General features: G+C 71.7%; 24 protein-coding genes and 1 pseudogene. 11 read left to right on the top strand and 14 right to left on the bottom strand.

Annotation, left to right across the window (positions count from 1 at the left end; all coding sequences use genetic code 11):
- Nucleotides 1–44: 44 nt before the first annotated feature.
- Nucleotides 45–725, top strand: coding sequence for a pyridoxamine 5'-phosphate oxidase family protein (locus ACWGJ5_RS26060; protein WP_453312089.1), 681 nt, complete (start codon nt 45–47; stop codon nt 723–725).
- On the opposite strand, the gene ACWGJ5_RS26055 is transcribed toward ACWGJ5_RS26060, so the two are convergent.
- From ACWGJ5_RS26055 to ACWGJ5_RS26045, 3 genes are all read right to left on the bottom strand, one after another.
- A complete protein-coding gene (locus ACWGJ5_RS26055) occupies nt 707–1,690 on the bottom strand; it encodes a DMT family transporter (protein ID WP_453312088.1) in 984 nt (327 codons plus the stop codon). The genes ACWGJ5_RS26060 and ACWGJ5_RS26055 overlap by 19 nt on opposite strands.
- A 192-nt stretch (nt 1,691–1,882) precedes the next feature.
- Nucleotides 1,883–2,887 carry an EamA family transporter gene (locus tag ACWGJ5_RS26050; RefSeq protein ID WP_453312087.1) on the bottom strand — a complete coding sequence of 335 codons (1,005 nt, stop codon included), beginning with the start codon at nt 2,885–2,887 and terminating at the stop codon, nt 1,883–1,885.
- Between the two features lie 72 nt (nt 2,888–2,959).
- Nucleotides 2,960–3,580: a Clp protease N-terminal domain-containing protein gene (locus ACWGJ5_RS26045; RefSeq protein ID WP_453312086.1), complete on the bottom strand. Its 621-nt coding sequence runs from the start codon at nt 3,578–3,580 to the stop codon at nt 2,960–2,962.
- Nucleotides 3,581–3,889: 309 nt separating this feature from the next.
- Here ACWGJ5_RS26045 and ACWGJ5_RS26040 point away from each other — a divergent pair, with 309 nt between their 5' ends.
- A complete protein-coding gene (locus tag ACWGJ5_RS26040; RefSeq protein WP_453312085.1) occupies nt 3,890–4,318 on the top strand; it encodes a type II toxin-antitoxin system Rv0910 family toxin in 429 nt (142 codons plus the stop codon).
- Nucleotides 4,319–4,382: 64 nt separating this feature from the next.
- On the opposite strand, the gene ACWGJ5_RS26035 is transcribed toward ACWGJ5_RS26040, so the two are convergent.
- Complete coding sequence (locus ACWGJ5_RS26035) at nt 4,383–5,009, bottom strand: PadR family transcriptional regulator (RefSeq protein WP_453312084.1); 627 nt, start codon at nt 5,007–5,009, stop codon at nt 4,383–4,385.
- Nucleotides 5,010–5,201: 192 nt separating this feature from the next.
- On the opposite strand from ACWGJ5_RS26035, the gene ACWGJ5_RS26030 reads away from it, so the two are divergent.
- On the top strand, nt 5,202–6,014 hold the full coding sequence (locus ACWGJ5_RS26030; protein ID WP_453312083.1) for a PhzF family phenazine biosynthesis protein: 813 nt from the start codon (nt 5,202–5,204) through the stop codon (nt 6,012–6,014).
- A 19-nt stretch (nt 6,015–6,033) separates the two neighbouring features.
- Here ACWGJ5_RS26030 and ACWGJ5_RS26025 read toward each other — a convergent pair whose 3' ends face one another.
- A complete protein-coding gene (locus ACWGJ5_RS26025; protein WP_453312082.1) occupies nt 6,034–6,834 on the bottom strand; it encodes a CPBP family intramembrane glutamic endopeptidase in 801 nt (266 codons plus the stop codon).
- A 260-nt stretch (nt 6,835–7,094) separates the two neighbouring features.
- Nucleotides 7,095–8,612, bottom strand: a complete 1,518-nt coding sequence (locus ACWGJ5_RS26020) for a glutamate--cysteine ligase (protein ID WP_453312081.1) — start codon at nt 8,610–8,612, stop codon at nt 7,095–7,097.
- Between the two features lie 569 nt (nt 8,613–9,181).
- On the opposite strand from ACWGJ5_RS26020, the gene ACWGJ5_RS26015 reads away from it, so the two are divergent.
- Entirely contained in the window at nt 9,182–9,784 is a 603-nt protein-coding gene (locus ACWGJ5_RS26015) for a hypothetical protein (RefSeq protein ID WP_453312080.1), read from the top strand.
- Nucleotides 9,785–10,059: 275 nt separating this feature from the next.
- Complete coding sequence (locus ACWGJ5_RS26010; RefSeq protein WP_067045924.1) at nt 10,060–10,266, top strand: DUF5999 family protein; 207 nt, start codon at nt 10,060–10,062, stop codon at nt 10,264–10,266.
- A 100-nt stretch (nt 10,267–10,366) separates the two neighbouring features.
- Here ACWGJ5_RS26010 and ACWGJ5_RS26005 read toward each other — a convergent pair whose 3' ends face one another.
- From ACWGJ5_RS26005 to ACWGJ5_RS25985, 5 genes are all read right to left on the bottom strand, one after another.
- Entirely contained in the window at nt 10,367–11,413 is a 1,047-nt protein-coding gene (locus tag ACWGJ5_RS26005; protein ID WP_453312079.1) for an endo-1,4-beta-xylanase, read from the bottom strand.
- Nucleotides 11,414–11,442: 29 nt separating this feature from the next.
- On the bottom strand, nt 11,443–12,273 hold the full coding sequence (locus tag ACWGJ5_RS26000) for a carbohydrate ABC transporter permease (protein ID WP_453312078.1): 831 nt from the start codon (nt 12,271–12,273) through the stop codon (nt 11,443–11,445).
- A complete protein-coding gene (locus tag ACWGJ5_RS25995; protein WP_453312077.1) occupies nt 12,270–13,286 on the bottom strand; it encodes a carbohydrate ABC transporter permease in 1,017 nt (338 codons plus the stop codon). Before ACWGJ5_RS25995 ends, ACWGJ5_RS26000 begins: the two co-directional genes overlap by 4 nt.
- 8 nt (nt 13,287–13,294) lie before the next feature.
- Nucleotides 13,295–14,590: an extracellular solute-binding protein gene (locus tag ACWGJ5_RS25990; RefSeq protein WP_453312076.1), complete on the bottom strand. Its 1,296-nt coding sequence runs from the start codon at nt 14,588–14,590 to the stop codon at nt 13,295–13,297.
- A 110-nt stretch (nt 14,591–14,700) separates the two neighbouring features.
- On the bottom strand, nt 14,701–16,452 hold the full coding sequence (locus ACWGJ5_RS25985; RefSeq protein WP_453312075.1) for a glycoside hydrolase family 43 protein: 1,752 nt from the start codon (nt 16,450–16,452) through the stop codon (nt 14,701–14,703).
- Between the two features lie 266 nt (nt 16,453–16,718).
- On the opposite strand from ACWGJ5_RS25985, the gene ACWGJ5_RS25980 reads away from it, so the two are divergent.
- Together ACWGJ5_RS25980 and ACWGJ5_RS25975 are read left to right on the top strand one after the other, a co-directional pair.
- On the top strand, nt 16,719–17,249 hold the full coding sequence (locus ACWGJ5_RS25980) for a universal stress protein (RefSeq protein WP_453312074.1): 531 nt from the start codon (nt 16,719–16,721) through the stop codon (nt 17,247–17,249).
- A 313-nt stretch (nt 17,250–17,562) separates the two neighbouring features.
- Complete coding sequence (locus ACWGJ5_RS25975) at nt 17,563–19,521, top strand: amino acid transporter (protein ID WP_453312073.1); 1,959 nt, start codon at nt 17,563–17,565, stop codon at nt 19,519–19,521.
- Between the two features lie 81 nt (nt 19,522–19,602).
- On the opposite strand, the gene ACWGJ5_RS25970 is transcribed toward ACWGJ5_RS25975, so the two are convergent.
- Nucleotides 19,603–20,229, bottom strand: a complete 627-nt coding sequence (locus ACWGJ5_RS25970; protein ID WP_453312072.1) for a DUF1707 SHOCT-like domain-containing protein — start codon at nt 20,227–20,229, stop codon at nt 19,603–19,605.
- A gap of 80 nt (nt 20,230–20,309) precedes the next feature.
- Here ACWGJ5_RS25970 and ACWGJ5_RS25965 point away from each other — a divergent pair, with 80 nt between their 5' ends.
- Entirely contained in the window at nt 20,310–20,705 is a 396-nt protein-coding gene (locus ACWGJ5_RS25965; RefSeq protein WP_388758078.1) for a TOBE domain-containing protein, read from the top strand.
- Nucleotides 20,706–20,732: 27 nt separating this feature from the next.
- On the opposite strand, the gene ACWGJ5_RS25960 is transcribed toward ACWGJ5_RS25965, so the two are convergent.
- Nucleotides 20,733–22,343 carry a helix-turn-helix domain-containing protein gene (locus tag ACWGJ5_RS25960; RefSeq protein WP_453312071.1) on the bottom strand — a complete coding sequence of 537 codons (1,611 nt, stop codon included), beginning with the start codon at nt 22,341–22,343 and terminating at the stop codon, nt 20,733–20,735.
- Between the two features lie 75 nt (nt 22,344–22,418).
- On the opposite strand from ACWGJ5_RS25960, the gene ACWGJ5_RS25955 reads away from it, so the two are divergent.
- Together ACWGJ5_RS25955 and ACWGJ5_RS25950 are read left to right on the top strand one after the other, a co-directional pair.
- Nucleotides 22,419–23,375 (top strand): FAD binding domain-containing protein, encoded by a 957-nt coding sequence (locus ACWGJ5_RS25955; RefSeq protein ID WP_453312070.1) that lies wholly within the window; start codon nt 22,419–22,421, stop codon nt 23,373–23,375.
- Nucleotides 23,372–24,031: pseudogene (locus ACWGJ5_RS25950) on the top strand (2Fe-2S iron-sulfur cluster-binding protein); the annotation flags it as partial. The gene ACWGJ5_RS25955 and the pseudogene ACWGJ5_RS25950, both read left to right, overlap by 4 nt.
- Nucleotides 24,032–24,209: 178 nt before the next feature.
- Here ACWGJ5_RS25950 and ACWGJ5_RS25945 read toward each other — a convergent pair.
- Nucleotides 24,210–24,698 carry a molybdopterin-dependent oxidoreductase gene (locus tag ACWGJ5_RS25945; protein ID WP_453312069.1) on the bottom strand — a complete coding sequence of 163 codons (489 nt, stop codon included), beginning with the start codon at nt 24,696–24,698 and terminating at the stop codon, nt 24,210–24,212.
- 206 nt (nt 24,699–24,904) lie between these two features.
- Here ACWGJ5_RS25945 and modA point away from each other — a divergent pair, with 206 nt between their 5' ends.
- Nucleotides 24,905–25,726, top strand: coding sequence for a molybdate ABC transporter substrate-binding protein (gene modA / locus ACWGJ5_RS25940; protein ID WP_453312068.1), 822 nt, complete (start codon nt 24,905–24,907; stop codon nt 25,724–25,726).
- Nucleotides 25,727–25,770 lie beyond the last annotated feature (44 nt).

The raw sequence follows: 25,770 nt of genomic DNA, 5'->3' as shown, positions 1-25,770 counted from the left end.
GCGAGATCGCCGGACCGCCGTCGCTTGACCATGGAGGAACCCTCATGCCGGGGACGACCGAGGAAACCCAGGCCGCCGCCTACACCCCGACCGACCGCACCGTGCCCACGCGCTCCGCGAACCGCGCGTCGTACGACAGGGAACTGGTGCACGCGATACTCGACGAGGGGTACGTCTGCCACCTCGGCTTCGTCCGCGACGGCGCCCCGGTGGTGCTGCCGACCCTGTACGGCCGGGTCGGCGAGCGGCTGTACGTGCACGGATCCACCGGTTCCCGCCCGCTGCGGATGAGCGGCGAGACCGACCCGGGCCTGCCGGTGTGCCTGACCGTCACCCACGTGGACGGGCTGGTGCTGGCCCGCTCCGCCTTCCACCACTCCATCAACTACCGCTCCGTGGTGGTGCACGGCGTCGCGCGCCAGGTCACCGATCCCGAGGAGCGGCGGCTGGCCCTGGACGCGCTGGTGGACCACGTCGTGCCGGGCCGCGCCGCCGACTCCCGGCCCGCGAACAAGAAGGAGCTGGCCGCCACCGCGGTGATCCGGCTGGACCTGGACGAGGTCTCGGCCAAGCTCCGCACCGGCGGCACGAGCGACGAGCCCGAGGACCTCGACCTGCCGCACTGGGCCGGCGTCGTCCCGCTCCAAAAGGGCTACGGCACGCCGCTGCCCAGCACCGACCTGGCACCGGGCATCGAGCTCCCGGACTACCTGAAGGCCTTGTGAGCCCCGGACAGGGCTGACACCGGGGCCGACTCCCGGCCGCCGCCCCCGCGGGCCTCGCTCACCGCGAGGCCCGCGACCGCGCCGAGCAGGAGCAGGGTGCCGGCCGCGGTGCTCGCCGTGAGCCGCTCGCCGAGCAGGACGACCGCCAGCACGGCCGCGGTCACCGGCTCCAGCAGCATGATCACGGACACGGTGGCGGACCGTACGACGGCCGCCCCGGCGAAGTACAGGGCGTACGCGAGGGCCGTGGGCACGGCGGCGATGTAGAGCACGAGCCACAGCAGCCGCGCGGGGTGGGCGGTGTGCGGCAGCAGGCCTTCGTGCAGCGCGAACGGCAGCAGGCACAGGCCGGTCACCGCGAAGGCGCCCACGGTGGTGCCGGAGGCGTCGGTGCCGCCGGCCCTCCCCCACCAGCGGGTCAGCAGGGTCATGGCGCCGTAGCCCGCGGCCGAGACGAGCGCCAGGAGCACTCCCGCCGGCCGTACCGTCGCGGCCGAACCGCCGAAGGTCAGCACGGCGAGCCCGGCGAGCGCCCCGGCGACGGCCGACACCCCGCCGGCGCCGAGCCGTTCGCCGAGCAGCAGCCGGGCGCCGAGTGCGATGAGGACGGGGCCCGCGCCGAGGGTGACGACGGTGGCCACGGCCAGGCCGGTCGACTCCACGGCGGCGAAGTAGGCGGTCTGGAACACCGCCAGGCCGAGGCCGGTGGCGAGGACCTTCCCGGCCCTGCGGACCAGGGGCTCGGTGCCGGCCGGGCGGGTCCGGGGACGCAGTCCGCGTCCGGCGAGCAGCAGGACCAGACCCAGCGCGCAGCGCCAGAAGGACAGTCCGAAGGCGCCCATGTCACTGGTCCGGTAGACCAGGGAGGCGGCGGCTCCGGCGGTGCCCCAGGCGGCACCGGTGATGATCAGATAGAGCAGGCCACGCCCGACGGGCAGGCCAGAAGCGGCGTTCGACGTCGTCAAGGGAAACTCTTCCGCAGAAACGCACCCAGGGGTGCGGAAGTTCGGGGGCGCCCGCTTCAGCGGGACGCGCGGACTTCGTCTGCGGGCAGCACCGTCAAGCCCGGCGCACAAGCGTGGGGCTGATGTTTCGGAGGCCCGCCTCAGGCGGCCGGAGGCGGAAGGACGAGTGCGTTCGACGGCATGACCGGCACTCTATGCAGTCGTGCCCCGCGACGACAACTCGCGTTCGGCGCCGCCCGCGGCCACCGGCTCGGCGGAGCCCTTCACGGGGGTCGAGGACTGGGCGATGAACGCACCGGCCAGGACGACCGCGCCACCGAGGATCTGAGGCGCCGACAGGTGCTCGCCGAGCAGCACCCAGGCCAGCACGGTCGCGATGACCGCCTCCAGGCAGGCCACGACCCCGGCGACCTGCGGCGACAGCCGGCGCACCGACAGCACGCCGGTGACGTACGCGACGACGGTGGCGATCAGCACGATCCAGCCCAGCAGCGCGAGGGCCGGTACGGCGGTGCCGTTCATGTCGGCGGTACCGGTCAGCACCGACCAGCGCATGCTCCAGGGCCGGGCGAGGACCGTCAGCACGAGGGCGCCGACGAGCAGGCCGTAGGCGATGACGCCGAGCGGGTCCGGTGCCTCCTCGCCCGCGTCGCCGCCGTGGTCGGCCAGGACGAAGTAGCCCACCTGGCAGCAGGCGGCCCCGAGCGCGAGCAGCAGGCCCAGGGCGTCGAAGCTCAGCCCCGACCAGACCTCCACCACGCAGGCGAGGCCGCCGGCCGCGAGGACCACGCCGAGCGCGGCGGCGCGCGTCACGGGCCGCCGCTGCACGAACCGGACCCAGCCGAGCACCAGCGCGGGAGCCAGGTACTCGACGAGCAGCGCCACGCCCACCGGGATGCGGGAGAGCGCGGCGAAGTAGCAGGCCTGGACGCCGGCGACGGCGAGCAGTCCGAACCCGGCGAGCAGTGCGGGCCGGCGGCGCAGCAGCGCGCGGTGCCGTACGGCGACGGGCAGCATGACGACGGCGGCGCCGGCCACGCGCAGCCAGACCACGTGGAGCGGGTCGAGTCCCGCCTCGATCAGCGGCTTGGCGGCCACTCCCGACCCGCCGAAGGCCAGCGCCGAGGCGAGCGCGAGACCGAGTCCGACGCCCTTGCCACGGCTGCCCTGACTGCTCTCTGACGTATGCACCGGCACATGATGACAGGCGGCGACATGAGCGTCATCCCTGTTGACACCTGTCTCAGGGGCTGGACGTCTCCGCCGGTGTCAGTGGGCCGGGCCGCCGCCGGCGGCGTACTCGTCCGCGCCGGTTGCGCTGCGGTCCGCCCCGGGTCCGACCGGGTTCGTCCCGGGTCCGAGCCGGGTGTTCAGCTCGCGGACGCCCGCGCGTTCGAGGACCTCCACCGCACGCGAACCCGGGTCCGCGGTGAGCGCGGCGAGGAGGCCGAGACCGGTGACACGGGGCTCGCCGCGCAGCCGGGCCCGCTCGCGGGCGTCGGCGAGGGCGGCGGCGGCCGCGGGCGACCAGCCGGCGGTGTCCCTCGGCTCGCGTGCGCCGGGAACGGCCGCGGCGGGGACGACGGCGAGCGCGCCGGAGTCCTCGACGCTGCCCTGCCAGCGCAGCCCGTAGCCGATGCTGCGCTGCACGAGGTAGCCGAGCAGCCGGGCGAGCTGCTGCGGGCCGCCGACGGCGGCGCGGACCTCGGGGTCGTGCTCCAGGAGGGAGTGCAGCAGATGGGCGGTGTCGGTCTGGCGGTCCCCGTCCCGGACGGCCCTGCGGCGGGCACCGGCGACCACCGCTGCCAGCTCGGCGCCGAGCACGGCATCGTCGTCGATGTACGCGGCCGCCTCGTCACGGGCGGTCCAGGGGGTTGTACGGGGTTGCACAACCCCTACCCCATCAGCCCCAACGGGCCGGGACATCGACGAGGGGAACCATCTTCGCGTCCCACACAGAGTGGAGGTCGGCGTTCGGGATCTCATCCTTGCGGAGGAGATTCGGCCGAGCCGGCCCGAAGGGCGCGCGCCGCCTTGCCCTGCGCCCCGTACGCAACCGCCGCGCACCCCCGGCGGGTGGGCCGAGCCCGCACGGCGCCCCGGAATCTCTGACGGTTCATCAGTATTGAATGTTCGCGCCCCTGCGGCTACGTTCCGCGACACCGTAGCCCGCTACGTCCGATCCGAAGGGGTGGTCCCATGGCCGAAGTCAGCGCGGAGGCACGCATCCAGGCACCGGCCGAGAAGGTGTGGGCCCAGCTCACCGACTGGTCGTCGTACGGAGAGTGGAACGCCACCCACACCAGTTTCCCCGAAGGGGGCCCGGAGAGCCTGGCCGTGGGCGGGACCTTCCAGGAGAACATGAAGCTGATGGGCTTTCCGGCCGAGGTCGACTGGACCATCGAGGAGCTGGAGCCGGCCCGGGTGTTCGCCATCCGGGGCAAGGGCCCGATGGCGGTGACGGTGGCCACCCGCTACACCCTCACGCCCGACGGCGACGCCACATCGGTCCGGATCGACGGCGAGTTCACCGGCGCCGCGGTGTCGCTGATGGCGGGCAAGCTGAAGGACTCGGCGACGGCCGCGCTGAACGAGTCGCTGCGCAAGCTGGCCGGCCTGGTCGCCTGAGCCGGGACACGGGAAGGCGCCCCGCGGAGGTGTTCCGCGGGGCGCCCGGACCGCCGTACGAGTCTCAGTGCTCGTCGGCGAGGATCAGGTACAGCTTCTTGCGGGCGTCGTTGATGACGGCCAGCGCCTTCTCGCGCTGTTCCTTGCTGCCGGTCTTCCAGACCTGGCCGAAGGCCTCCATCAGGCCGAAGCCGGCCTGGCGGATCTCGCTGAGGGCCTCCCAGTCGACCCCGCGCGAGGCCTCCTCCCAGGGGGCGTCGGGGCCCTCGTCGGCGGCGGCGCGCCCGTCCTCGGTGAGCGCGAACAGCTTCTTGCCGCCCTCGCTCTCGCTGGCGATCAGGCCCTCGTCCTCCAGCAGCTGGAGCGTGGGGTAGACCGAGCCGGGGCTGGGCTTCCACGCGCCGCCGCTGCGTTCGGCGATCTCCTGGATCATCTCGTAGCCGTGCATGGGGCGGTCCTTGAGCAGGGCCAGGATCGAGGCCCGTACGTCCCCGCGCCGGGCCCGTCCCCTCGGGCCTCCGCGCCCCCGGGGTCCCCAGGGGCCGGGGCCGAAACCGGGACCGCCGGGGCCGAACCCCGGGCCACCCGGACCGAAGGGCCCGAAGGCGGCCCGCCGCCGGTCGAATCCACCCATGTCCCGCTGGCCGGGGCCCTCGTGCCGATGTCCACGCTCGAATCCGTGGGTACGCATCGCGATCACTCCATTCCATCGATGATCTGTCACGTCTGCATCGCGTATCGTTCGCGATGTCTCAACGATATATCGGAACCGATCGCATGACAAGACCCCTCCCGATGCGACGCCGCAGGGGTGCGGGAAGCGTGCCAGGACTCGCGAATTGGCCTTGGGCGGGCGTCCGTCGCGGCCGCTAGCGTCGGCGCCATGCGCATTCGAATCGTGGACGCCTTCACCGACCGCCCCTTCGCCGGCAACCCGGCCGGAGTCCTGCTCCTGGACGACGCCTTCCCGGACGACGACTGGCTCCAGAACGTCGCCATGGAGGTCAACCACGCCGAGACGGCCTTCGCCCACCGGCTGCCCGAGGGCGGCGAGGCGGACTGGGCGCTGCGCTGGTTCACGCCCGTCGCCGAGGTAGCGATGTGCGGGCACGCCACGCTCGCCACCGCCCACGTCCTGCACACCACCGGCGCCCACGAGGGCCCGGTGCGGTTCACCACGCGCAGCGGCGTGCTCATCGCCACGCCCGCCGGGGACGGCTCGATCACCCTCGACTTCCCGACGGCCCCGCTCACCCCGGCCGAGATCCCCGCCGGGGTCGCCGAGGCCCTCGGCGCGCAGCCGGTCGCCGCCTTCGACACCGGCCCGAACGTGGGCGACCTGCTGGTGGAACTGGCCGACGAGAAGACGGTCCTGGGCCTCGCGCCGGACCACAAGTCCCTCGGCGCCTACTCCGCGCGCGGCATCATCGCCACCGCCCGCGCCGACGACCCGTCCCGCGGCTACGACTTCGTCTCCCGCTGCTTCTTCCCGAACGTCGGCATCGACGAAGACCCGGTCACCGGCAGCGCCCACACCGCGCTCGCCCCGCACTGGTCCGCGCGCCTGGGCCGCGACGACCTCACCGGGCTGCAGGCCTCCCGCCGCACCGGCCTGGTCCGCACCGCCCTGCGCGGCGAGCGCACCCTGCTCACCGGCCGCGCGGTCACGGTCATCGAGGGCGAGCTGCACGCCTGACCGGGCGGCCCGCCGTTGGTCAGGCCGTCGGCAGCCAGCCCACCTTGCCCGCGAGCAGGGCGTAGCCGACGAACGCCCCGATGTCGAGCAGCGAGTGGGCGACGACCAGCGGACCGACCCGCCCCCAGCGGCGGTACAGCCACACGAAGAGCACGCCCATGACCATGTTGCCGATGAAGCCGCCGACGCCCTGGTAGAGGTGGTACGAGCCGCGCAGGACCGCGCTGGCGACCAGCGCCGTCCCCGGGGTCCAGCCCAACTGGCCCAGCCTGCGCAGCAGATAGCCGACCACGATGACCTCTTCGAGGACCGCGTTCTGCACGGCGGACAGGATCAGCACCGGGAACTTCCACCACACGTCCGGCAGGGCCTCGGGCACGACCGTGAGGTTGAAGCCGAGGCCGCGGGCGGCCAGGTAGAAGGCGATCCCGGTGCTGCCGATCACGGCCGCGACTCCGGCGCCCCGGCCCAGGTCGGGCCAGGGCCGGGTGCGGTCGAAGCCCAGCGTCCGCAGGCTGCCGCCCTCGCGCAGGAGCAGATGGGCGACCAGGGCGACGGGGACCAGCGCGCTGGCGATGCCGAACAGCTGCCAGGCCAGGTCGAGCCAGGGGCGGCCGGGCGCAGCCGAGGCGTTGAGGGTGGCCGCCTGGTCCTTCAGGCCGCCCGGCTTGGTGACCGCGCCGACGAAGCTGATCAGCGCGGAGACCCCGCTCGCTCCGAGCGACAGCGCCAGGACGAGCAGCGTCTCGTCCCGCAGGATGCGCCGAGGGTCACGCCGCCGCGCCGCGGAATCGGCCACCGAGTCAGCCTCCACCTGCACCCCTGCCTCCATCCGGCTCACGGGCCCCTGGCCCACCACTGCCCTGGCAAGGATCGCAGAAGAAGATGTGAGGACGACGTACGGCCACCTGGCTCCGCCGAGCACCCCGGCAGGGCCGCACTCTTCAGGTCCGCCGCGACGGCGCTCCGCCACGGCGGCGCGGATCTGCGGTCGCCGGGGCGCTCGATCCCACGGCGGACCGGCCCGGCGGGAGCGAGCCGGTGCCCGGCCAGCCCACCACCCCGCGCCTCACCCGGTGGTCAACCGAGCGGCACCGGCTCGGGCAACCCCACCGGCCACATATGCACCGGCTCCCCCACATGCATCAGCTCGGCGTAGCGCCGCGTCGTGGCTGCCAGCGCGCCTTCGCGGGACAGCCCCTGCTCCAGAAGCCTGTGGAATGTCGCCGCCTGCCAGGACGCCCCGTTCACCCGGCGCCGGCAGCGCTCCTCGATGACGCCCAGGTAGAGGTCGCGGTCGGCCGCCTCCACGCCCCACGCGTCCAGCCCGGCCGAGGCCAGCGGCAGCAGCTCGTCGCGGACCAGGGTGACCGCGTCGACCTCGCCCGTGCCGCCGTAACGCCCCCGCCGGGGCCACACGAACCGCGCGTCGATGCCGTACCGGCAGGCGGCGTCGAAGTTGGCCTCCGCCGCGGCGAAGGGCAGCCGGGTCCACACCGGGCGGGACTCCTCGGCGAAGGCGCGGACCAGGCCGTAGTAGAAGGCCGCGTTGGCGATCACGTCGGTGATGGTCGGCCCGGCCGGCAGCACCCGGTTCTCCACCCTGAGGTGCGGGACGCCGTCGGCGATGCCGTACACCGGCCGGTTCCAGCGGTAGATCGTGCCGTTGTGCAGCACCAGCTCGGCGAGCCTGGGCGTGCCTCCGGCCTCGACGACCTCCAGCGGTTCCTCGTCGTCGCAGATGGGCAGCAGCGCCGGGAAGTAGCGCAGGTTCTCCTCGAACAGCTCGTAGGCGGAGCTGATCCACCGTTCGCCGAACCAGGTGCGCGGCCGTACGCCCTGGGCCTGGAGCTCGGGCGGGCGGGTGTCGGTGGACTGCAGGAACAGCGGGGGCCGGGACTCGCGCCACAGTTCGTGACCGAACAGGAACGGGGAGTTGGCGCCGACGGCGATCTGCGCGGCGCACGCGGCCTGCGCCGCGTTCCACACGTCGGCGAACCGGGCCGGGGTGACCTGGAGGTGCAGCTGCACGGAGGTGCAGGCGGCTTCGGGGACGATCGACTTGGAGGTGCAGACGAGATGCTCGACGCCCTCGATGTCGAGCCGGAAGTCCTCGCCGCGCGCGGCCACGATCTGGTCGTTGAGCAGGGTGTAGCGGTCGACCTCGGAGAGGTTGGAGGAGACCAGGTCGTCACGGTCGAGCGTGGGCAGGATGCCGATCATCACGATGCCGGCGTCCACCTCGCCCGCCTTGCGGTCGGCATAGGCGAGCGAGGTGCGCAGTTCCTCGGCGAGCCGGTCGAATACCCGGCCGCCCAACCGGTGTGGGGCGATGTTGACTTCCAGATTGAACATGGCGAGTTCTGTTTGGAAATCGCGGCTCGCGATACGCTCCAGTACCTGCCCGTTCAACATTTTCGGCATACCGTCGGGCCCTGCGAGATTCAATTCGATCTCGACTCCCATGAGGTTCTTGGGACGATCGAATCGCTTCTCCCTCAGCAGTCGCTCCAGTCCCGCGAGGCACTTCTGGAGCTTTTCACGGTGGCGCTGGCGATCGGACAGGTCGAACTGCCCCGCCACGACCTTCTCCCCCATCGAAGTGTCCCTCCTCGGATGGGCGGGCCGACGTCCGGCCGCCGGGCTCCCGGGTGCAGGGAGGATGATGCCCAGTGGAAGCGATCGATAACGCCCCGCGCGGGCCCGGCACCCGCTACCCTGTCGGAATGTTCCCCGCGGCACATTCACGGGGCATGCGTTCGGTCTGCACCAACGGGTTCCCGCAGCACCTCGTGAAAAACGCCGACGACATTCGGCCGACCGTTACCAGTGCGTATTACGAGGTCAGCGGCGACGGACGGTCCGGAAACCGGGAGGAGTCCCGCAAATCGTCGGCGTATTACCGCCTTGCGCGACTTCCGGAATTGGGATAGACGAAACAACGGCCGAACATGCGTCATATAAACTTCGCCCACAAGGCAGAAGGTTGACGCCTCGGTCCTGGTTCCTGCCGTGTTCAGGCCGTCCCGGTGACGGGCGGCGGGCCGAGCCGCACCCACGTTCACCGACCCGGGCCTTCACCCTTCCGGCCTTCCGTGAGCAGACAGCGCCGTCCGCCCCACCCCTCCTCGCGCCGCCGCGCCTGTCGTACGAGAGAGGCGACCCACATGCCGCTGCACGTGCCCCCTGCCCCCGCGCCTGCCCTGCGCTCCGTCCTCACCGCCCTCGGTTCCCCCACCGCGGTGCGTGAGGCCCCGACCCCCTCCCTGCGCGCCGCGCAGGGGCCGACGACACCCGAGCTCCCGCTGCCCGTGCACGTACTGGACCGCATCACGGCACCGGGCCTGTCCGCGACCCGGCTGGCCGGCTGGCGCTTCCTGATCCGCTGCGGCGAGCGCGCCGTGGCCGCGGCGGACACCATGCTGACCCCCGACGGCTGGGCCTTCTCACACTTCTTCGAGGGTCCGTACGTCCCCTCCACCGAGCGCGCCCTGCAGCAGGCCGAGGCGCTGCCGCAGCCTTACCAGGCCCGGCTGCTGTCCGTGCCGGGGCTGTACATGCTCACCCTGTGGCTGCACGGCGACATCACCGCCGACGGAGCCGAGGGACACCCGGCCGGCACCGATCTGCTCGTCCCACTGGCCCCGGCGCCGCCCGGCATACCGGCGCACCGCCCCTTCCGGGTCAGTGAGTTGCTGCCGGTGCTGACTCATCGCGCCACCCCGCTTCCCCTGCTCGCGCCCCCCGTGCTCGACTCGCCCGCGGCCTGACGGACACCGCGTACCCCGCTTGCCCGCAGGGGAAGCGGGGTACGTGCATGTCAGGGGTCTGGCCTGCAGGGACTAGCCCGATCCGGCCACTGCGAACCACCCGAAGTGACAGTGCACTTGGGCTGAACCGTCCGCGTGGGTGACGCGTCATGAACCTGTGGGAAGCGGTGCTGCGAAATCCCTGCGGAACGACGCCGAGAGGGCAACACTGGGTTCCGACCGACTTAACACCACGGGGGACGGCCATGACCACGACAGAGCGAGAGATCCCACCCATGTGCCAGCACCAGCCGCCGTGTCCGCCAGCCGAGTCCGCCGACCGGGAGTCCGCCCGTCTCGTGGCGCACCACCCGGAGCAGGGATGGAGTCTGCTGTGCAACGGCGTCCTGCTCTTCGAGGACACCGGTGAGCTGCTGCCCGACGGCCGGATCATCGCTCCGCACCGCCCGCTCGGTGCGGAGCACGTGATGACCGCCGCCTGAGCGGAGCGCGGGCGAACGACCCAAGGGGCCGGCCGCACCCTGTGAGGTGCGCACCGGCCCCGATGTGTGTCCAGGGGTGGCTACCGGACGTAGCCGGGCGCTAGCGCAGCGCCTCCCGCAGGGCCTGGTACGCCGGCTTGGGGTCGAGCTGCTCGTCCCACGGCAGGGCGGCGCCCTCGCCCGGGAAGAAGGCCGGGATCCAGGAGTACCTGTCGGTGTAGTCCCAGATCGTCACACCGACGCACCGGCGCACGGCCAGGCAGGCCTCGGTCAGCTGCCGGTACCAGCTCGCCTGCTCGGCCAGCTCGTCCCCGGTCGCCGGCAGCCGCATCCGTATGTCGACCTCGGTCAGGGCGGTGTCCAGGCCCAGTCCGGAGAAGCGGCGCAGGTTGTCCGGAAGGCTGGTGGGATAGCCGTACTGCAGGGCCAGATGGGTCTGGAAGCCGATGCCGTCGAGTGGCACTCCCCTGGTCTTGAGGTCCTTGGCCAGCGCGTAGTAGGCGTCGCTCTTCGGGCCGACCGCCTCGATGTTGTAGTCGTTGAGGTAGAGCTTGGCGTGCGGGTCGGCCTCGTGGGCCCAGCGCAGCGCGTCGGCGATGTAGCCGGGGCCGAGGGTCTTGTACCAGAGGGTTTCGCGATAGGTCCCGTCCTCGTTGAAGGCCTCGTTGACGACGTCCCAGGAGTACACCTTGCCCCGGTAGTGCCGTACCTCGGTGGTGATGTGCTTCTTCAGCACCGCCCGCAGCTCGCTCGCGGTCCACTGCCCGGAGGTGAGCCAGTCGGGCAGCTGGCTGTGCCAGACCAGGGTGTGGGCGCGGACCTTCTGGTGGTTCTTCCGGGCCAGGTTCACTATCTGGTCGCCGTTGGTCCAGTCGAAGACGCCCTGCTGGGGCTCGGTGGCGTACCACTTCATGCCGTTGCCTGGCGTGATCATGTCGAACTCGCCGCCGAGGATCCTGGTGTAGGCGCTGTCGGTGAGTTCGGGGTTGTCGGTGGCGCTGCCGAAGTAGCGGCCGTGGCGTTCGGCGAGGTCGGCGAGGGTGGGCTGCCGTTCGTGGGCCTGGGCCGCGGGGGCGGCGAGTCCGGCGGCCACGAGGGCGGCGGAGAGGGCGCCGGCGAGTCTGAGACGCGTGCTCTTGCTGGGCATGGTGCGACTCCTGTCTCTCAACGGTGTGTTCAGCCCTTGGTGGCGCCCGCGGTGAGGCCGCCGACCAGCTGGCGTTCGGCGACCGAGTAGAAGGCGAGGGCGGGGACCATGGCGAGGACGAGGTAGGCGAAGACGCGCGCGGTGTCGGCGGAGTACTGGCCCTGGAACTGCTGTACCCCGATCGGGATGGTCCACCAGGTGCTGTCGGTGAACACCAGCAGGGGCAGGAAGAAGTTGTTCCAGCTGGTGACGACCGCGAGCACGGAGACCGTGCCGAGCGCGGGCCGGGCCATCGGCAGCAGCACCCGCCAGAAGAAGCCGAGAGGTCCGCAGCCGTCGAGCGTGGCCGCCTCCTCCAGTTCGCCGGGAATCTGCCGGAAGAAGCCACGCAGGATGATGATCGTCATCGGCAGCCCGAACGCGGCCTGCGGCAGGATCACGCCCAGCGGGTTGTCCAGCAGGCCCATCGAGCGCAGCAGCAGGAACAGTGGCAGCGCCGCCACCGCGAACGGGAACATCAGCCCCATCGTGAACAGCGTGAACAGCACCTCCCGGCCCCGGAAGGCGAACCGCGCGAAGGAGAACGCGGCCGGCGCCGAGACCGCGACGACGATGACCGTCGTACCAGCCGCGATCAGCGTGCTGTTGCCGACCAGCCGCCAGAAGGAGCCCGAGCCGAGGATGTCACCGTAGTTGGCGAAGACCCACGGCTTCGGCAGCCCCACGGGGTTGCGGGAGAGCCGGTCGGTGGACTTGAAGCCGGAGAGCAGCGCGTACAGCAGCGGTACGGCCATGACGGCACCGACCGCCACCAGGACGACGTGCAAGGGGAGCGTACGACCCTTGCGGCGGACACTCATGCTCCGGCTCCCCTCATGCTCGTGGTGGCCCCTTCCAGGTCGCGGCGCAGGACGAACCGCTGGTAGGCGAGGGCGAAGACGAGGCTGACGGCGAACATGACCACGCTGATCGCGCTGGCGTAGCCGACCTGGTAGCGCTTGAAGCCGTACTGGAACATGGTCACGGCCATCGTCTCGGAGTGGTGGTCGGGTCCGCCCGCGGTGACGACCCAGACCAGGTCGAACAGCTGTATCGACCCGATCACGGAAAGGAAGACGCTGATCCGCAGCGTGGGCGCGAGCAGCGGCAGCGTGACGTGCCGGAAGCGCTGCCAAGGGTTCGCGCCGTCGACGATCGCCGCCTCGGTCAACTCGGCCGGTATGGACTGCAGTCCGGCCAGGTGGAGCATCATGTGGAAGCCGAAGTACTTCCACGTCATGACGAGGAACAGCGTGGCCAGCACGGTGGAGGTGCCGGCGAACCACTGGCCACCGAGCCCGCCGAGCCCCATCGCGCCGAGGACATGATCCGCGAGACCGTCGTCCGGGGCGAAGATCATGCCGAACAGCACGCCCGTGATGGCCTCGGACAGCACGTACGGCGCGAAGAACAGCATCCGGTACACCGCCCGGCCGCGCACCTTCTGGTTGAGCAGGACGGCCATGGCGAGCGCGAACGGCAGCTGCAGCGCGAGCGACAGCACGACCAGGAGCAGCATCCGCCACAGGTCGCCGAGGAACACCGGATCCTGCAGCAGACGGCTGAAGTTGTCGGTGCCGGTGTAGTCGGACGGCATCCCGAAGCCGCCCCAGCGGAAGAAGGACGCGTACAGCGCGAACAGGATCGGCAGCAGGACCAGCACGCCGAACAGTACGAGGGCGGGCAGTTGGAGACCGACGGCGGTGAGCCAGTGCAGGGCGCGCCTGCGGCTGCGCTGCCGGCCGGCGTCGGCCGCCGGGGCCGGCAGGACGGCGCCGGGCCCGCTGCGTTCGCCCCGTTCACCCCGTTGGCCCGAGAGGGAGGTGGAGGTCATCGCCCGCCCTACTGCCCTTGCTTCGCGGTGCCGGTGATCGCCTGCGTGACCTGCTGCGGGGACTTGGATCCGGCGATCAGCCCGGCGACGCTGTCGTTGACCTGCTGGCCGAGGGCGGGGGCGTAGGCCTGGTCGAGGTAGAGCTGGAAGCCGGTGGATCCCTTCAACTGGGCTTGTACGGCCTTGGTGTTGGGGTCGGTGAGGACGCTCTCGGCCGCCGGTACGACGGGCAGGACACCTGTCTTCTGCACCAGTTCCTTGTCCGTGGTCTCGGAGGCGAAGAACTTCAGGAAGTCCACGGCCGCCTGCGGGGCACCCTTGCGCAGGGCGTGGCCGCCGCCTCCGCCGAACACCTCGGTGATCTTCCCGGCGCCGCCCTCGACCTCGGGGAACGGGAAGAAGCCGAGGTTCACGCCGAGTCCCTTGCCGGCGTCCGCCTCCACGACCGGCGCCCACTGACCCATGAGTTCCATGGCGGCCTTGCCGTTGCCGACGGTCGCGGCCTGCCCGGTCGGGGAGGAGTAGGCGGCCCCGAGGAAGCCCTTCTGGAAGGGCTGGAGGCCGACGAGGTCCTTCAGGTGCTGTCCGGCCTGGACGAAGCCGGGACCGCTGAAGTCCTTCTTCTCGTCGGCCTTCTGCAGGGCGTCGACACCCGCCGTGCGCATCGCGAGGTACGCCCAGTAGTACATGCCGGTCCAGCTCTCCTTGCCGGCCAGCGCCAGCGGGGTGATCCCGGCGGACTTGAGCTTCCTCACGGCGTCCAGGAAGCCGCCCCAGGTGGTCGGGGGCGCGCTGATCCCCGCCTTCTCGAAGAGCGCCTTGTCGTACCAGAAGCCGATCATGCCGATGTCGAACGGGATGCCGTACAGCTTGTCGTCGAGGAGGTACGGCTGCTTGGCCACCGACAGCAGTCCGCCGGCCCAGGGCCTGGTGCGGTCGGTGAGGTCCTCGACCAGCCCGGCGTCCACCTGCTGCTGGAGCACGCCGCCGCCCCAGGTGTGGAAGATGTCCGGCAGCTTCCCGGAGGCGGTCAGCGCGGTCATCTTCGACTTGTAGGCGTCGTTCTCCAACTGGACGATCTTCATCTTGACCTTGGGATTCTGCGCCTCGAACTTCTTGGCGAGACCGGCCCATACGGTCTTGGTGGGTTCGGTGGTCGAGATGTTCCACCACTCGATCGTGGTCGTCCCCGAGGACGACCCTCCGTCCGAGTCGCCGCCGCAGCCGCTGAGTGCGGTCACACCGAGACCGGCGGCGACGGAGGCCGCCAGGAAGCCGCGGCGGGACAGTGCAGGGTCGCCCATCTGCGCTCCTTCGAAAAATTTCGGAGTTGCTTCGAAGAGGTGTTTTCGAAACATTCGAAGAAAATCCCGAACGTTCCGGACCGCGACTCTAGAAACGCGCGTGGGGAGCGTCAAGGTGTCGCGCAGGAGGTTGCGGGCGCGTAGTCGAACCAGTCGAAGGCCGCGCGGCCCTCGGTGACGTACATGCCGATGACACGGCCGGTGAATCCGGTGGCCACCTGGGTCGACAGATAGCGGCCGTCCAACTCGGTCAGCCGGACGGTTCCCCCGGAGGTTTCGACGGAGAAGGCGATGCTGTCGGGGCCACTCCCGGGTCCGGGGGCACGGGCCGCCCGGATGTCGACGGCCAGGGTGACCGGGCCCACGGGCAACGGGAGTTCGGCGACGCACCGACGCACCGGCCCGATCCGCACGACCACGGCCACGGTCCGCACACCCGCTTCCGACTCGTCTCCTGCGACCGCGCCCAGGGGCTTTCCGGCGGCGATGCCGGGGCCGTTGCCCACGGCCCCGCCCAAGCCGTGGCCCGCGCCCGCGTCCGCGTCGTGGCCCGCGGGCCCGTCCAGGCCGTTTCCCATGCCTGTGTCCGGGTCATTTCCCACGCCCGTGTCCAGGCACTTTCCCGCGCCCGTGTCCGGGGCGTTTGCCGCGGCCGCCTCCAGGCCGTTTTCCCCGGCCACGTCCAGGCGCCTTCCCGCGGCCACCTCCAGGTCGCAGTGATGGTCCTCGTCCAGGCGGACGGACAGTCCGGCGCGGCCCGTCCAGTGCTCCAGGCGCACGGCGGCCCGGCAGTCCAGGTGCTGCTGGCGGCGGCCGACGAAGGTGTGCCCGGGCCGGTCGAGGCTGTCCCCGACGGCGGTCAGCGTGAGCCGGCCGGGCGGCCCGGTGAGCGACCAGCACCCCTCGGGTCTGCGGCGCGGGGATATCCAGTACGGCGCGAGCACCGGGGAGTTGAAGTCGTCGCGCACCGGCGGTGGTTCGAGGGGAACCCAGGTGGCAGGCGCCGGATGCCGCTCGCGCACCGGGCCCACCCGGGGCCAGCCGTCGGCCCACTCCACCGGGACCAGGAAGGTCTCCCGGCCCAGCACATGGAACTCCGGGAAGTAGCCGCGCGGCCGGGTGCCGAGCAGCACCATCCACCAGGTGCCGTCGGCCGCCTGGACCAGGTCGGCATGGCCGGTGCACTGGATCGGCAGACCCGTACCGCGGTGGGACAGCAGCGGGTTGCCGGGAGCCGGTTCCCACGGCCCGCGCGGCGAGCGGGCGCGGGCGGCCGAGACACCGTGGCCGAGCGCGGTCCCGCCCTCGGCGAGCAGCAGGTACCACCAGTCGCCGATCCGGTACAGATGCGGCGCCTCCGGGTCCCTCAGACCAGTGCCGGACCACATCGGCAGCGGGCCTTCGAGCACCTCGCCGGTGCGCGGATCGATCCGGGCCACGGTGACCCCGGCCATGGCGCACCAGCAGGAACCCTCCTCGTCCCAGGCCAGGTCGGGGTCGATACCGGGCAGGTCGATCCACACCGGGTCCGACCAGGGACCCTCGGGGCGCTCGGCGGTGACGAGGAAGGTTCCCCCGGCCGTGACGTCGGTGGTGATGACGTGGAAGAGCCCGTCGTGGTGACGGATCGTCGGCGCGTAGACGCCGCCCGAGGCCGGTGTGTCGTCGGGCAGCGTCAACTGGCCCGGCCGGTCGAGGACGTTGCCGATCTGCCGCCAGTGCACCAGGTCCCGGCTGTGGAACAGCGGGACGCCGGGGAAGTACTCGAAGCTGGAACACACGAGGTAGTAGTCGTCACCGGCCCGGCACACGCTCGGGTCGGGGTGGAAGCCGGGGAGGACGGGGTTGTCGTAGATCCGCATGGTTCGCCCCCAACAGGCAGTCGAAACTTTCGGATGCGGCGCCGAATCTTAGTGGCGGGCACGCCGATTGCCCCCGAAACGGAAGAGCCGACTGCCCCGGAACGGAATCCGTCGAGCCGCCGGACGGAAACAGTTGAAAAGACACCGTCCGCACGGCTGGTCGAAACGCCGGTACAGGAGTGGGATGGAAGGAAGCAACGGCCTTGCAGGGCGGGCACGTCCGCGCGCGAGACGCCCCGGCGTCGCCCGCGAGGAACGGTGGAGTGATGTCCGGTTACGACGCCTCGGCGACCGCTCGGGTCGTGGTCGGTGTGAGCGGATCCCTCGGCAGTGTCACGGCCCTGCGGCGGGCCACCGCGCTTGCCCGCCGGCTGGGAGCGGAACTGTGGCCGGTGCTGGCCTGGGAGCCGCCGGGCGGTGACTCCGCCGCGCGCCGCTCCCCCGCCGCCGGCCTCCTGATCGAGGACTGGCAGCGGCTGGCCGGACAGCGGCTCGCCTCGGTGCTCGAGGAGATCTTCGGCGGGAACGCCCCCCGTGTTCCGATGCACGCCCTCGTCGTCCGCGGCGCCCCGGGGCCGGCTCTGGTGGCGACCGCCGACCGGGAGGACGACGTCCTGGTGGTGGGTGCGGGCCGGCGCGGCCTGCAGCGCGCCTTCTCGGGCCGCGTCTGCCGGCACTGCCTGGCGCACGCGGTCTGTCCGGTGCTCGCGGTGCCCCCGTCCCCACTGGAGTCGGAACTGCTGTCCGTCCACCGGCGCAACACCTGGCACCTGCGCATGGACATCCGGCGCCTGTGACGTCGGCCCGGCGCGTTGACAGCGAGGGCCTCCGGCATGGAATGAGATGGTGCGGTCGGCGCTGTGAAATATGACACTCGGTGGCCGTCAATGGTCCCGCGGCACGACCTGCGCCCCGAAGGGCCCTGCTCCCGGAACACCTCTCCGGCCTCAACTTCTTGATGCGGCTCTGGCGTCCGCGCGCCATTCTTAACGCAAGATTGACGCACCCCTCCGCCCGTATCCGTGGGCCCAGGCGTCACTCTCCGCTTACGCTGATGCCGCCATCTGCGTGATGGCCAGAAAGAGCTGAGCCGCACACAGGAGCCCACTGATGGCCACGACCGAGCAGCCTCCCAGTACCAACCGCCTCCGCGCCTGGATGCTGGAAGGGCTGTCCGACATGGGCAAGGCCGGGGGCCACACCGGCCCGCACGCCGAGCCGGAGCCCCCGCACAAGGGCCAGCGCTGGTACCGGGTGATGTGCCTGACGGGTGTCGACTACTTCTCGACCCTCGGCTACCAGCCCGGCATCGCGGCCCTGGCGGCCGGTCTGCTCTCCCCCGTCGCCACCCTGGTCCTCGTCGTCGTCACCCTCGCGGGCGCCCTGCCCGTCTACCGCAGGGTGGCCGAGGAGAGCCCGCACGGCGAGGGCTCCATCGCCATGCTGGAGCGGCTGCTGTCCTTCTGGAAGGGCAAGCTGTTCGTCCTGACACTGCTGGGCTTCGCCGCCACCGACTTCCTGATCACCATCACCCTGTCGGCCGCCGACGCCTCCACCCACCTGATCGAGAACCCGCACCTGACCAACGTCCTGCACGGCCAGCAGATGATCATCACTCTGCTGCTGGTGGCCCTGCTGGGCGCGGTGTTCCTCAAGGGCTTCCTGGAGGCGATCGGCGTCGCGGTTGCCCTGGTGGTGGTCTATCTCGCCCTGAACGCCGTGGTCGTGGTGGTCGGCCTGTGGCACGTGCTCACCGCCGGGCACGTGGTCACCGACTGGACCAGCGCCCTGACCACCCAGCACGGCAACGTCCTGGCCATGATCGGTGTGTCCCTGCTGGTCTTCCCCAAACTCGCCCTCGGCCTGTCCGGCTTCGAGACCGGCGTCGCCGTCATGCCCCACGTCCAGGGCGACCCCGACGACACCGAGGACAACCCGAAGGGCCGCATCCGCGACACCAAGAAGCTGCTGACGGCCGCCGCGCTGATCATGAGCGTCTTCCTGATCGCCACCAGCTTCATCACCACGGTGCTGATCCCGGCGAACGAGTTCAAGCCCGGCGGCAAGGCCAACGGCCGCGCGCTCGCCTATCTCGCCCACGAGTACCTCGGCGGCGCCTTCGGCACGGTCTACGACCTCTCCACCATCGCCATCCTCTGGTTCGCCGGCGCCTCCGCGATGGCCGGCCTGCTCAACCTCATGCCGCGCTACCTGCCCCGCTACGGCATGGCCCCGCACTGGGCCCGCGCCGTGCGCCCGATGGTCATCGTCTTCACCCTGGTCGCCTTCCTGGTGACCTGGATCTTCGACGCCGACGTCGACGCACAGGGCGGCGCCTACGCCACCGGCGTGCTGGTCCTGATGTCCTCCGCGGCCATTGCGGTGACCATCGCCGCCCGTCGGGCCGGCCAGCGCGGCTGGACCATCGCCTTCGCGGTCGTCTCGGCGGTCCTGCTCTACGTGACCGTGGCGAACGTCATCGAGCGCCCGGACGGTGTGAAGATCGGTGCCTGCTTCATCGTCGGCATCATCCTGGTCTCGCTGCTGTCCCGGCTGGCCCGCGCCTTCGAGCTGCGCGTGACCCACATGACGCTCGACCCCATGGCGGAACGCTTCATCCGCGACATGGCCAGCCGGAAGATTCGGTTCATCGCCAACGAACCCGGGCACCGCGACAAGGCCGAGTACCGCGACAAGGTCGAGCAGATCCGCGCCGACAACGACATGCCGGAGCAGGAGGACTTCGTCTTCGTCGAGGTCACGGTCACCGACCCCTCCGAGTTCGAGGCCGGCCTGACCGTGCGCGGCGAGGTCCTGCACGACCGCTACCGCGTGCTCACCCTGGAGTCCTCCTCCATCCCCAACGCCCTCGCCGCGCTCCTCCTCCATGTGCGCGACACGACGCGCTGCACCCCCCACATCTACTTCGAGTGGACCGAGGGCAACCCCTTCGCCAACTTCCTGCGCTTCTTCCTCTTCGGCCAGGGCGAGGTCGCCCCGGTCACCCGCGAGGTGCTGCGCGAGGCGGAGCCGGACCGGGAACGTCGGCCGCGGGTGCACACCGGCTGAGACCGGGCGGGACGCGACCGGGACGGGCCGCGGCGCAGGGCTGCGCCGCGGCGAGGTCGCCCCAGCCGCGGCGAGGTCGTCCTAGCGGCCGAACCAGCGCCTGGGCGGCCGTACCTCCAGACGCCCCATGCTGAGCCGGCCGTGCATCTCCACGCGGAGCACGGCTGGCGTCCCGGCATCACCGGCCGGCCGCACCCTGGTCTTGCCGTAGCCGATCACCAGCGCGTCGGCCTCCACGACGACGCCGGGCCGGGTGATCAGCCGCAGGGTGCCGCCGCGCATGTCGAGGTCGATGCGGAGGGCGTCGTGCCTGATCACCGCGCTGGAGAAGTCGAGGGTCACGTCCCCCCAGGCGGACGCGATCTCCATGCGTCGTGGCACCGCCCAGCCGTCCGCCCGTACGGCCGATGCGCCCTGCTGCTCGATCCGCACGACGTCCTTGGCCGGTGCGGTCCCGGCGGTGTCCGGCAGGTCGGCCGTCAGCGCCGCCAGCTCGCCCAGCGTGCGCGCGGAGAGCGCGGCCGACACGCGCTCCTCCAGCTCCTCCGCCGTGATCCGGCCGTCGCCCGCGGCACCCGTCAGGACGTCCACCACCCGGTCCCGGTCCGCGTGCGAGGCACGCAGCCCTGACGGCATCTCCGTGTGCAGCAGCTCGGCCGCCATACCCTCACCCCGATTCATCAGGTCCCCGCAGGGGGTCGTCGTCACGCACTAACGCTATATCGCGTTATACCCAACGGCCAACCCCACGTCCGCGGTTCCCGTGACGTGGCCCTATCGTGACCGGCATGCAGTCCTACACGATCGGCCAGGCGGCACGGCTGCTCGGCGTGAGCCCGGACACCGCCCGCCGCTGGGCCGACGCGGGCCGGGTGGCGACCCATCGCGACGAGTCCGGGCGACGGCTCATCGACGGCAGGGATCTCGCCGCGTTCTCGGTCGAACTGGCCAAGGCGGGCAGCGGCGAGGAGGACGCCTCCTACACCTCCGTCCGCAACGCCTTCCCCGGCATCGTCACGGCGATCAAGCTCGGTGACGTCGCCGCCCAGGTCGAGATCCAGGCGGGCCCGCACCGGCTGGTGTCGCTGCTGACGCGGGAGGCCGTCGAGGAACTGGGCCTGGAGGTCGGCATGGAGGCCACCGCGCGCGTGAAGTCGACGAACGTGCACATCGACCGCGTCTGACCCGTCACGTCCCTGCTGTCACCGGCGTCACCGGCACAGCAGCGCCGCCCACAGGTCGAGGCGGTCCCGCAGCCGGGACAGGTCGCGCCCGGTGAGCCGCTCGATGCGCTCCACCCGGTAGTGCACGGTGTTGACGTGCAAATGCAGCGCCTGTGCCGTGCGGGCCCAGGAGCCGTCGCAGGCCAGGAAGGTCTCCAGCGTGCTCAGCAGGACGGCGGTGGCGGGCCGGCCGTCCTCCAGCAACGGGCCGAGGACGGTACGGCTGAAGGCGGCACGCACGTCGGCCGGCACGCCCGTGAGCAGGGCGTCGAGGGTGGTGAGGGAGCCGGCGTCGGTCAGGCGGGAGGCGGCGGGCGAGGTGGTGCGGGCCGAGGCCAGGGCGTAACGGGCCCGCGCCAGCGCGCCGCCCAGCCCCTCGGGTTCCGCCGCGGGCATGCCGACACCGGCGTGCAGCACGACACCGGACACGCAGTCGGCGACCAGCGGCCACACCTCGTCCGCCCAGCCGGCCGGCGCACCGCACAGCACCGCGAACGCGCACCCGTCCGGCAGCCTCCCCACGTCGGCCGCCACGGCGGGAGTCCCGGCACCGGCTTCTTCGGCAGCCGCACCGCCCTCGCCCCCCACCGCGCCGGCAGCACTGGCCGCACCGGCACCTCGGACATCCCCCACCAGATGCCCGGCAATCTCCGTCAACGCGCCCTCGGCAAGCGGCACTTCACCCTCCGGTGACTGCCGTGCCGCCGCATCCACGACGATCACCTGGTACGGCCCCGACTCCGGCAGTCCGCACCGGCGCAGTGCCGCCTCCACCGCACCGTCCTCCCGACCGGCCGGCACGGCCAGCAGCGCGCCGAGTTCGTCCGCCCCGCGAGGCCCGGCCGACCTACGCCGGGCGCCGGCCTGCTGACAGTGCGCCAGCACGGCGGCGACCTCGTGCAGCATGCGCGGCGGGGCGGCATGCGGGTCGGGCAGGTACAACAGCCGGCGCTCGTACGGCGACACCCCGCCGGCGTCAACGGAGACGGTCACCCCGGACCCGTCCGCGACGAGCGCGACCGCCTCCCGAGCCGGCACGGCGGGTGCGCCGGCCGTGGCCGCGACCGTCCGCCCGCTCGGAGTGAAGACGTACGCGGCGGTCCCGTCGAGGTGGGCGACGGCCGCGGCGAGGACGGCGTCCGGCCCGGCCTCCTGCGCGAGCAGCCGGCTCAGTCGCACGCGCGCGTTCTCCGGCAGCGCGTGATGCCGGCTCAGCCCACCCCACTGACGCAGATACACGGTGTCCGTGATCGACCGGAACATGATGTGCGCCGGCACTCCGGCAACCGGCACCCGGTGGCGTACGCACGCCTCGACCAGGTCGTCCGGCACGCCCCCATGGGTCTCCTCCCCCGCGAGCAGCGCGGCGGCGCCCGCGTCCTTCAGCGCCGAGACGAACCGCTCCGCCTTGCCGGAGCCGGCCTGCGGCGTCCACCACACGAGTCCGCTGAGCACCACCTCGCCCGGCCGCACGAACCGGGCCGGGTCCTCCAGGTCCGTGACGGTCACTCCGCTGATTTCACGCCTCAGCAGCGCGTCCTCCGCCCACAGCAGGCGCAGGCCGAGGGAGGCGTCCCCCAGGAGGTGTTCGACGTGCATGTGCTGGCTCCTCGTACGGCCGCCGGGTGGCGAACGGAAACCCCCGGCATCTCGCATTCACCAGGTGAGTACGAGATGAAACATCGTAAATGCAAGCCTCAGGGAGCGGAATGCCTCTTGGTGAATCCTCCAGCCGGAGCCGTTTCGCGGTCGGTGATTCCGTGCTCGGCACCAGTCGTCCGGGCCGGATCCCGTTGGTTCACTTCCGGCCATGGACCTGAACACGGTGGCCTACGAGACGCCAGGCGGCCCGCGCCCTGGCGGCCGGGGGACGCCTGGCTCGGCGGCGGAACGTACCTGTTCTCCGAGCCCCAGCCGCACCTGCGGCGCCTGGTGGACCTGAGCCGCATGGGCTGGACGCCCGTACAGCGCCACGCGGACGGCTCGCTGGAGCTGGCCGCCACCTGCACCATCGCCGAACTGTCACGGTGCGCACGGGACTTGCTCGCCCCCACGGCGCCGCTGGTCGAGCAGTGCTGCCGCGCGTTCCTCGCGTCGTTCAAGATCTGGAACATGGCCACGGTCGGCGGGAACCTCTGCAACGGTCTGCCGGCCGGCCCGATGATCTCCCTCACGGCGGCATTCGACGGGGAGTGCCTGCTCATCGCCCAGGACGGCGCCCGGCGCCGGGTCCGGGTCACCGACTTCGTCACCGGGGCCGGCCGCAAGGACCTCGCCGAGGGCGAGCTGCTGCGCTCGGTCACCCTGCCCGCCCGCGCCCTGGCCTGCCGTACGGCGTTCCGGCAGACCTCGCTGTACGGCCTCGGCCGCTCGGCCGCCCTGGTCATCGGCACGCTCGACCCGGTCGACCACTCGGTGGCGATCACCCTCACCGCGGCCACGGTCCGCCCGGTGCGGGTCTGGTTTCCACCGGCCCCGACGGCCGCGGCGCTGCGGGCGGCGATCGAGGGGGCGGTCGCGGACGACGCGTGGTTCGACGACATCCACGGACTGCCCGAGTGGCGGCGGCACATGACCTTCCGGCTGGCGGCGGAGATCCGCCGGGAGCTGGCGGAGGAGGAGCGGCGATGAAGGTTCACATCAACGGCCGGAGCTTCGGGGAGGAGCCCCGGCCCGGCCAGTGCCTCCGTACCTATCTGCGCGAACGCGGCTGGTTCGGCGTGAAGAAGGGCTGCGACGCGGGCGACTGCGGGGCCTGCACGGTCCACGTCGACGGCAGGCCCGTGCACAGCTGCCTGTACCCGGCGTTCCGGGCCGACGGCCACTGCGTCACCACGGTCGAGGGCCTGGCCTGCCCGGCCGGCGAACTCCACCCCGTCCAGCAGAAGTTCCTCGACGCGCAGGGCTTCCAGTGCGGCTTCTGCACGGCCGGCTTCCTGATGACCACCGCTGCCCTGGACGAGGACCAACTGGCCGACCTGCCCCGGGCGTTCATGGGCAACCTGTGCCGGTGCACCGGCTACCGGGCCATCGAGGACGCCGTACGCGGGGTGAAGCACGTGGAGCAGCCCGCGCCCGGCGAGTCCGTGGGCCGTAGCCTGCCCGCACCGGCCGGGCCGCAGGTCGTCACCGGCACCGCCCGCTACACCTTCGACCTCGAGGTGCCGGGCCTGCTCCACATGAAGCTGCTGCGCTCCCCGCACGCCCACGCCCGCATCCTCGCCGTCGACACCACGGCCGCCCTGCGCGTCCCCGGCGTCCACGCCGTCCTCAATCACCACGACGCTCACCTTCCCGGCACCGGCCGGCTCCCGCAGTACGCCGACGTGCCGCGCACCGAGGTGCACTTCATGGAGACCTCCGACGCGATCGGCCCACTGGGCGCCAAGTCGATGAGCGAGAGCCCGTTCGACCCCGTCGCCCCGGCCCTGGCCAACGCGCTGCGGGACGCCACGGGCGTGCGGTTCACCGAGGTGCCGCTGCTGCGTGACCGGGTGTGGCGGGCGCTGGACCGGCACAGCGGTAGCCGCCGTCCACCCGGATCCCCGTGATCCCGCTGATGTGCCGGGCCCCGCACCGGTCCTGCGGGAGGACCAGCTGGGGCCCGGCCGCGTCGAGCGGGGTGTCGTCGATGCGCACGCCCAGCAGGACGGGCGCGTCCGCGAAGTCCGGGTCGATCTCGGCCCAGGACAGCACGGCGTGGTGGCCGTCGGTGCCGGTCACCGCGATGAGATAGCGCAGCCGGTCCTTGCGCCGCGCCGGGTCGAAGCCGGGCCCCGCGTCGGCGAGGACGTCGTACAGCCGGGGTCCGGCGAACCGGTGGTGCTGGATGCCGCTGGTCGCGCACTCGAAGCTGACGTCCACCCGGTGCTGCGGCCAGCGGCGCAGGTCGGGCACGGTCAGCCGGGCGGGCCGGGCCAGATCACCGGTCAGGGCGACTTCCACGAGCGTCATCTGCGACCACCTCCCGCAGGACCGTACCCGCCGCAGAGCGCCGTACAAACGCACATGCAAGCTGTAAGTCACAACTTCGCAGCTCATGCAATACGACAGGAGACTTACGGCTGGCAGATGCGGCAGTATCATCCCCGCACGGCCGGTGCCGCCGGCCGCGACAGGGCGCGACAGTCGTTCCACAGAACCTGAGGAGTAGATCCGTGATGACCCGTTCCGTGCGCCGGACCCGGCGGATGCTGCAGCTGGCCGGTGCGGGAGCCGCCGCCCTGATGGCACTCAGCGCCTGCTCCTCGTCCTCGGACTCGTCCGACACCAAGTCGGACACGTCGGACTCCGCCTCCCCGAAGGTGTCCGGCAACATCACCGTGTTCGCCGCCGCCTCCCTGAAGGAGAGCTTCACGGCCCTGGGCAAGCAGTTCGAGCAGCAGCACCCGGGCACCAAGGTCAGCTTCAACTTCGGCGGCAGCGACACCCTCGCCGCGAGCATCACCGGCGGCGCCCCGGCGGACGTCTTCGCCGCCGCCAGCCCCAAGACCATGGCGATCGTGACGGGCAAGAAGGACGCGGACGGCACCCCGGCCACCTTCGTGCGCAACCAGCTGGAGATCGCCACCCTGCCGGGCAACCCCGACAAGGTGTCCTCCCTGAAGGACCTCACCAAGTCCGGCCTGAAGGTCGTGCTGTGCGACAAGACGGTGCCGTGCGGCGCCGCCGCCCAGAAGGCCCTGGACGCCAGCAAGCTCAAGCTGACCCCGGTCTCCTACGAGCAGGACGTCAAGGCCGCCCTGAACAAGGTGGAGCTGAAGGAGGCCGACGCCGCGGTCGTCTACAAGACGGATGTGAAGTCCGCCGGTGGCAAGGTGGAGGGCGTGGAGTTCCCCGAGTCCGCCAAGGCGATCAACTCCTACCCGATCGTCCTGCTGAAGAACGCGCCGAACGCCGCTGCCGCGAAGGAGTTCATCGCCCTGGTGCGGTCCGCCGAGGGCCAGAAGGTGCTGAGCGAGGCAGGGTTCCTCAAGCCGTGACCTCGCTCGACGAGCCCGGCGCAGCGGCCGGCCCCCGCACGGGC

The sequence above is a fragment of the Streptomyces sp. NPDC054783 genome (genome assembly GCF_053611725.1).
Note: the sequence above shows the minus strand (reverse complement) of the source record. Positions and strands in the feature narration are given on the sequence as shown.

Coding starts and splice junctions, on each gene's coding strand:
- ACWGJ5_RS25995 (WP_453312077.1), bottom strand. CDS start 13,286: ATGACCTCCACCTCCCTCTCGGGCCAACGGGGTGAACGGGGCGAACGC.
- ACWGJ5_RS25965 (WP_388758078.1), top strand. CDS start 20,310: ATGCAGTCCTACACGATCGGCCAGGCGGCACGGCTGCTCGGCGTGAGC.
- ACWGJ5_RS26035 (WP_453312084.1), bottom strand. CDS start 5,009: ATGCGTACCCACGGATTCGAGCGTGGACATCGGCACGAGGGCCCCGGC.
- modA (WP_453312068.1), top strand. CDS start 24,905: ATGACCCGTTCCGTGCGCCGGACCCGGCGGATGCTGCAGCTGGCCGGT.
- ACWGJ5_RS25980 (WP_453312074.1), top strand. CDS start 16,719: ATGTCCGGTTACGACGCCTCGGCGACCGCTCGGGTCGTGGTCGGTGTG.
- ACWGJ5_RS26000 (WP_453312078.1), bottom strand. CDS start 12,273: ATGAGTGTCCGCCGCAAGGGTCGTACGCTCCCCTTGCACGTCGTCCTG.
- ACWGJ5_RS25985 (WP_453312075.1), bottom strand. CDS start 16,452: ATGCGGATCTACGACAACCCCGTCCTCCCCGGCTTCCACCCCGACCCG.
- ACWGJ5_RS25960 (WP_453312071.1), bottom strand. CDS start 22,343: ATGCACGTCGAACACCTCCTGGGGGACGCCTCCCTCGGCCTGCGCCTG.
- ACWGJ5_RS26060 (WP_453312089.1), top strand. CDS start 45: ATGCCGGGGACGACCGAGGAAACCCAGGCCGCCGCCTACACCCCGACC.
- ACWGJ5_RS25975 (WP_453312073.1), top strand. CDS start 17,563: ATGGCCACGACCGAGCAGCCTCCCAGTACCAACCGCCTCCGCGCCTGG.
- ACWGJ5_RS25955 (WP_453312070.1), top strand. CDS start 22,419: ATGAAACATCGTAAATGCAAGCCTCAGGGAGCGGAATGCCTCTTGGTG.
- ACWGJ5_RS26020 (WP_453312081.1), bottom strand. CDS start 8,612: ATGGGGGAGAAGGTCGTGGCGGGGCAGTTCGACCTGTCCGATCGCCAG.
- ACWGJ5_RS25990 (WP_453312076.1), bottom strand. CDS start 14,590: ATGGGCGACCCTGCACTGTCCCGCCGCGGCTTCCTGGCGGCCTCCGTC.
- ACWGJ5_RS26005 (WP_453312079.1), bottom strand. CDS start 11,413: ATGCCCAGCAAGAGCACGCGTCTCAGACTCGCCGGCGCCCTCTCCGCC.
- ACWGJ5_RS26030 (WP_453312083.1), top strand. CDS start 5,202: ATGCGCATTCGAATCGTGGACGCCTTCACCGACCGCCCCTTCGCCGGC.
- ACWGJ5_RS26040 (WP_453312085.1), top strand. CDS start 3,890: ATGGCCGAAGTCAGCGCGGAGGCACGCATCCAGGCACCGGCCGAGAAG.
- ACWGJ5_RS26015 (WP_453312080.1), top strand. CDS start 9,182: ATGCCGCTGCACGTGCCCCCTGCCCCCGCGCCTGCCCTGCGCTCCGTC.
- ACWGJ5_RS26010 (WP_067045924.1), top strand. CDS start 10,060: ATGTGCCAGCACCAGCCGCCGTGTCCGCCAGCCGAGTCCGCCGACCGG.
- ACWGJ5_RS25945 (WP_453312069.1), bottom strand. CDS start 24,698: ATGACGCTCGTGGAAGTCGCCCTGACCGGTGATCTGGCCCGGCCCGCC.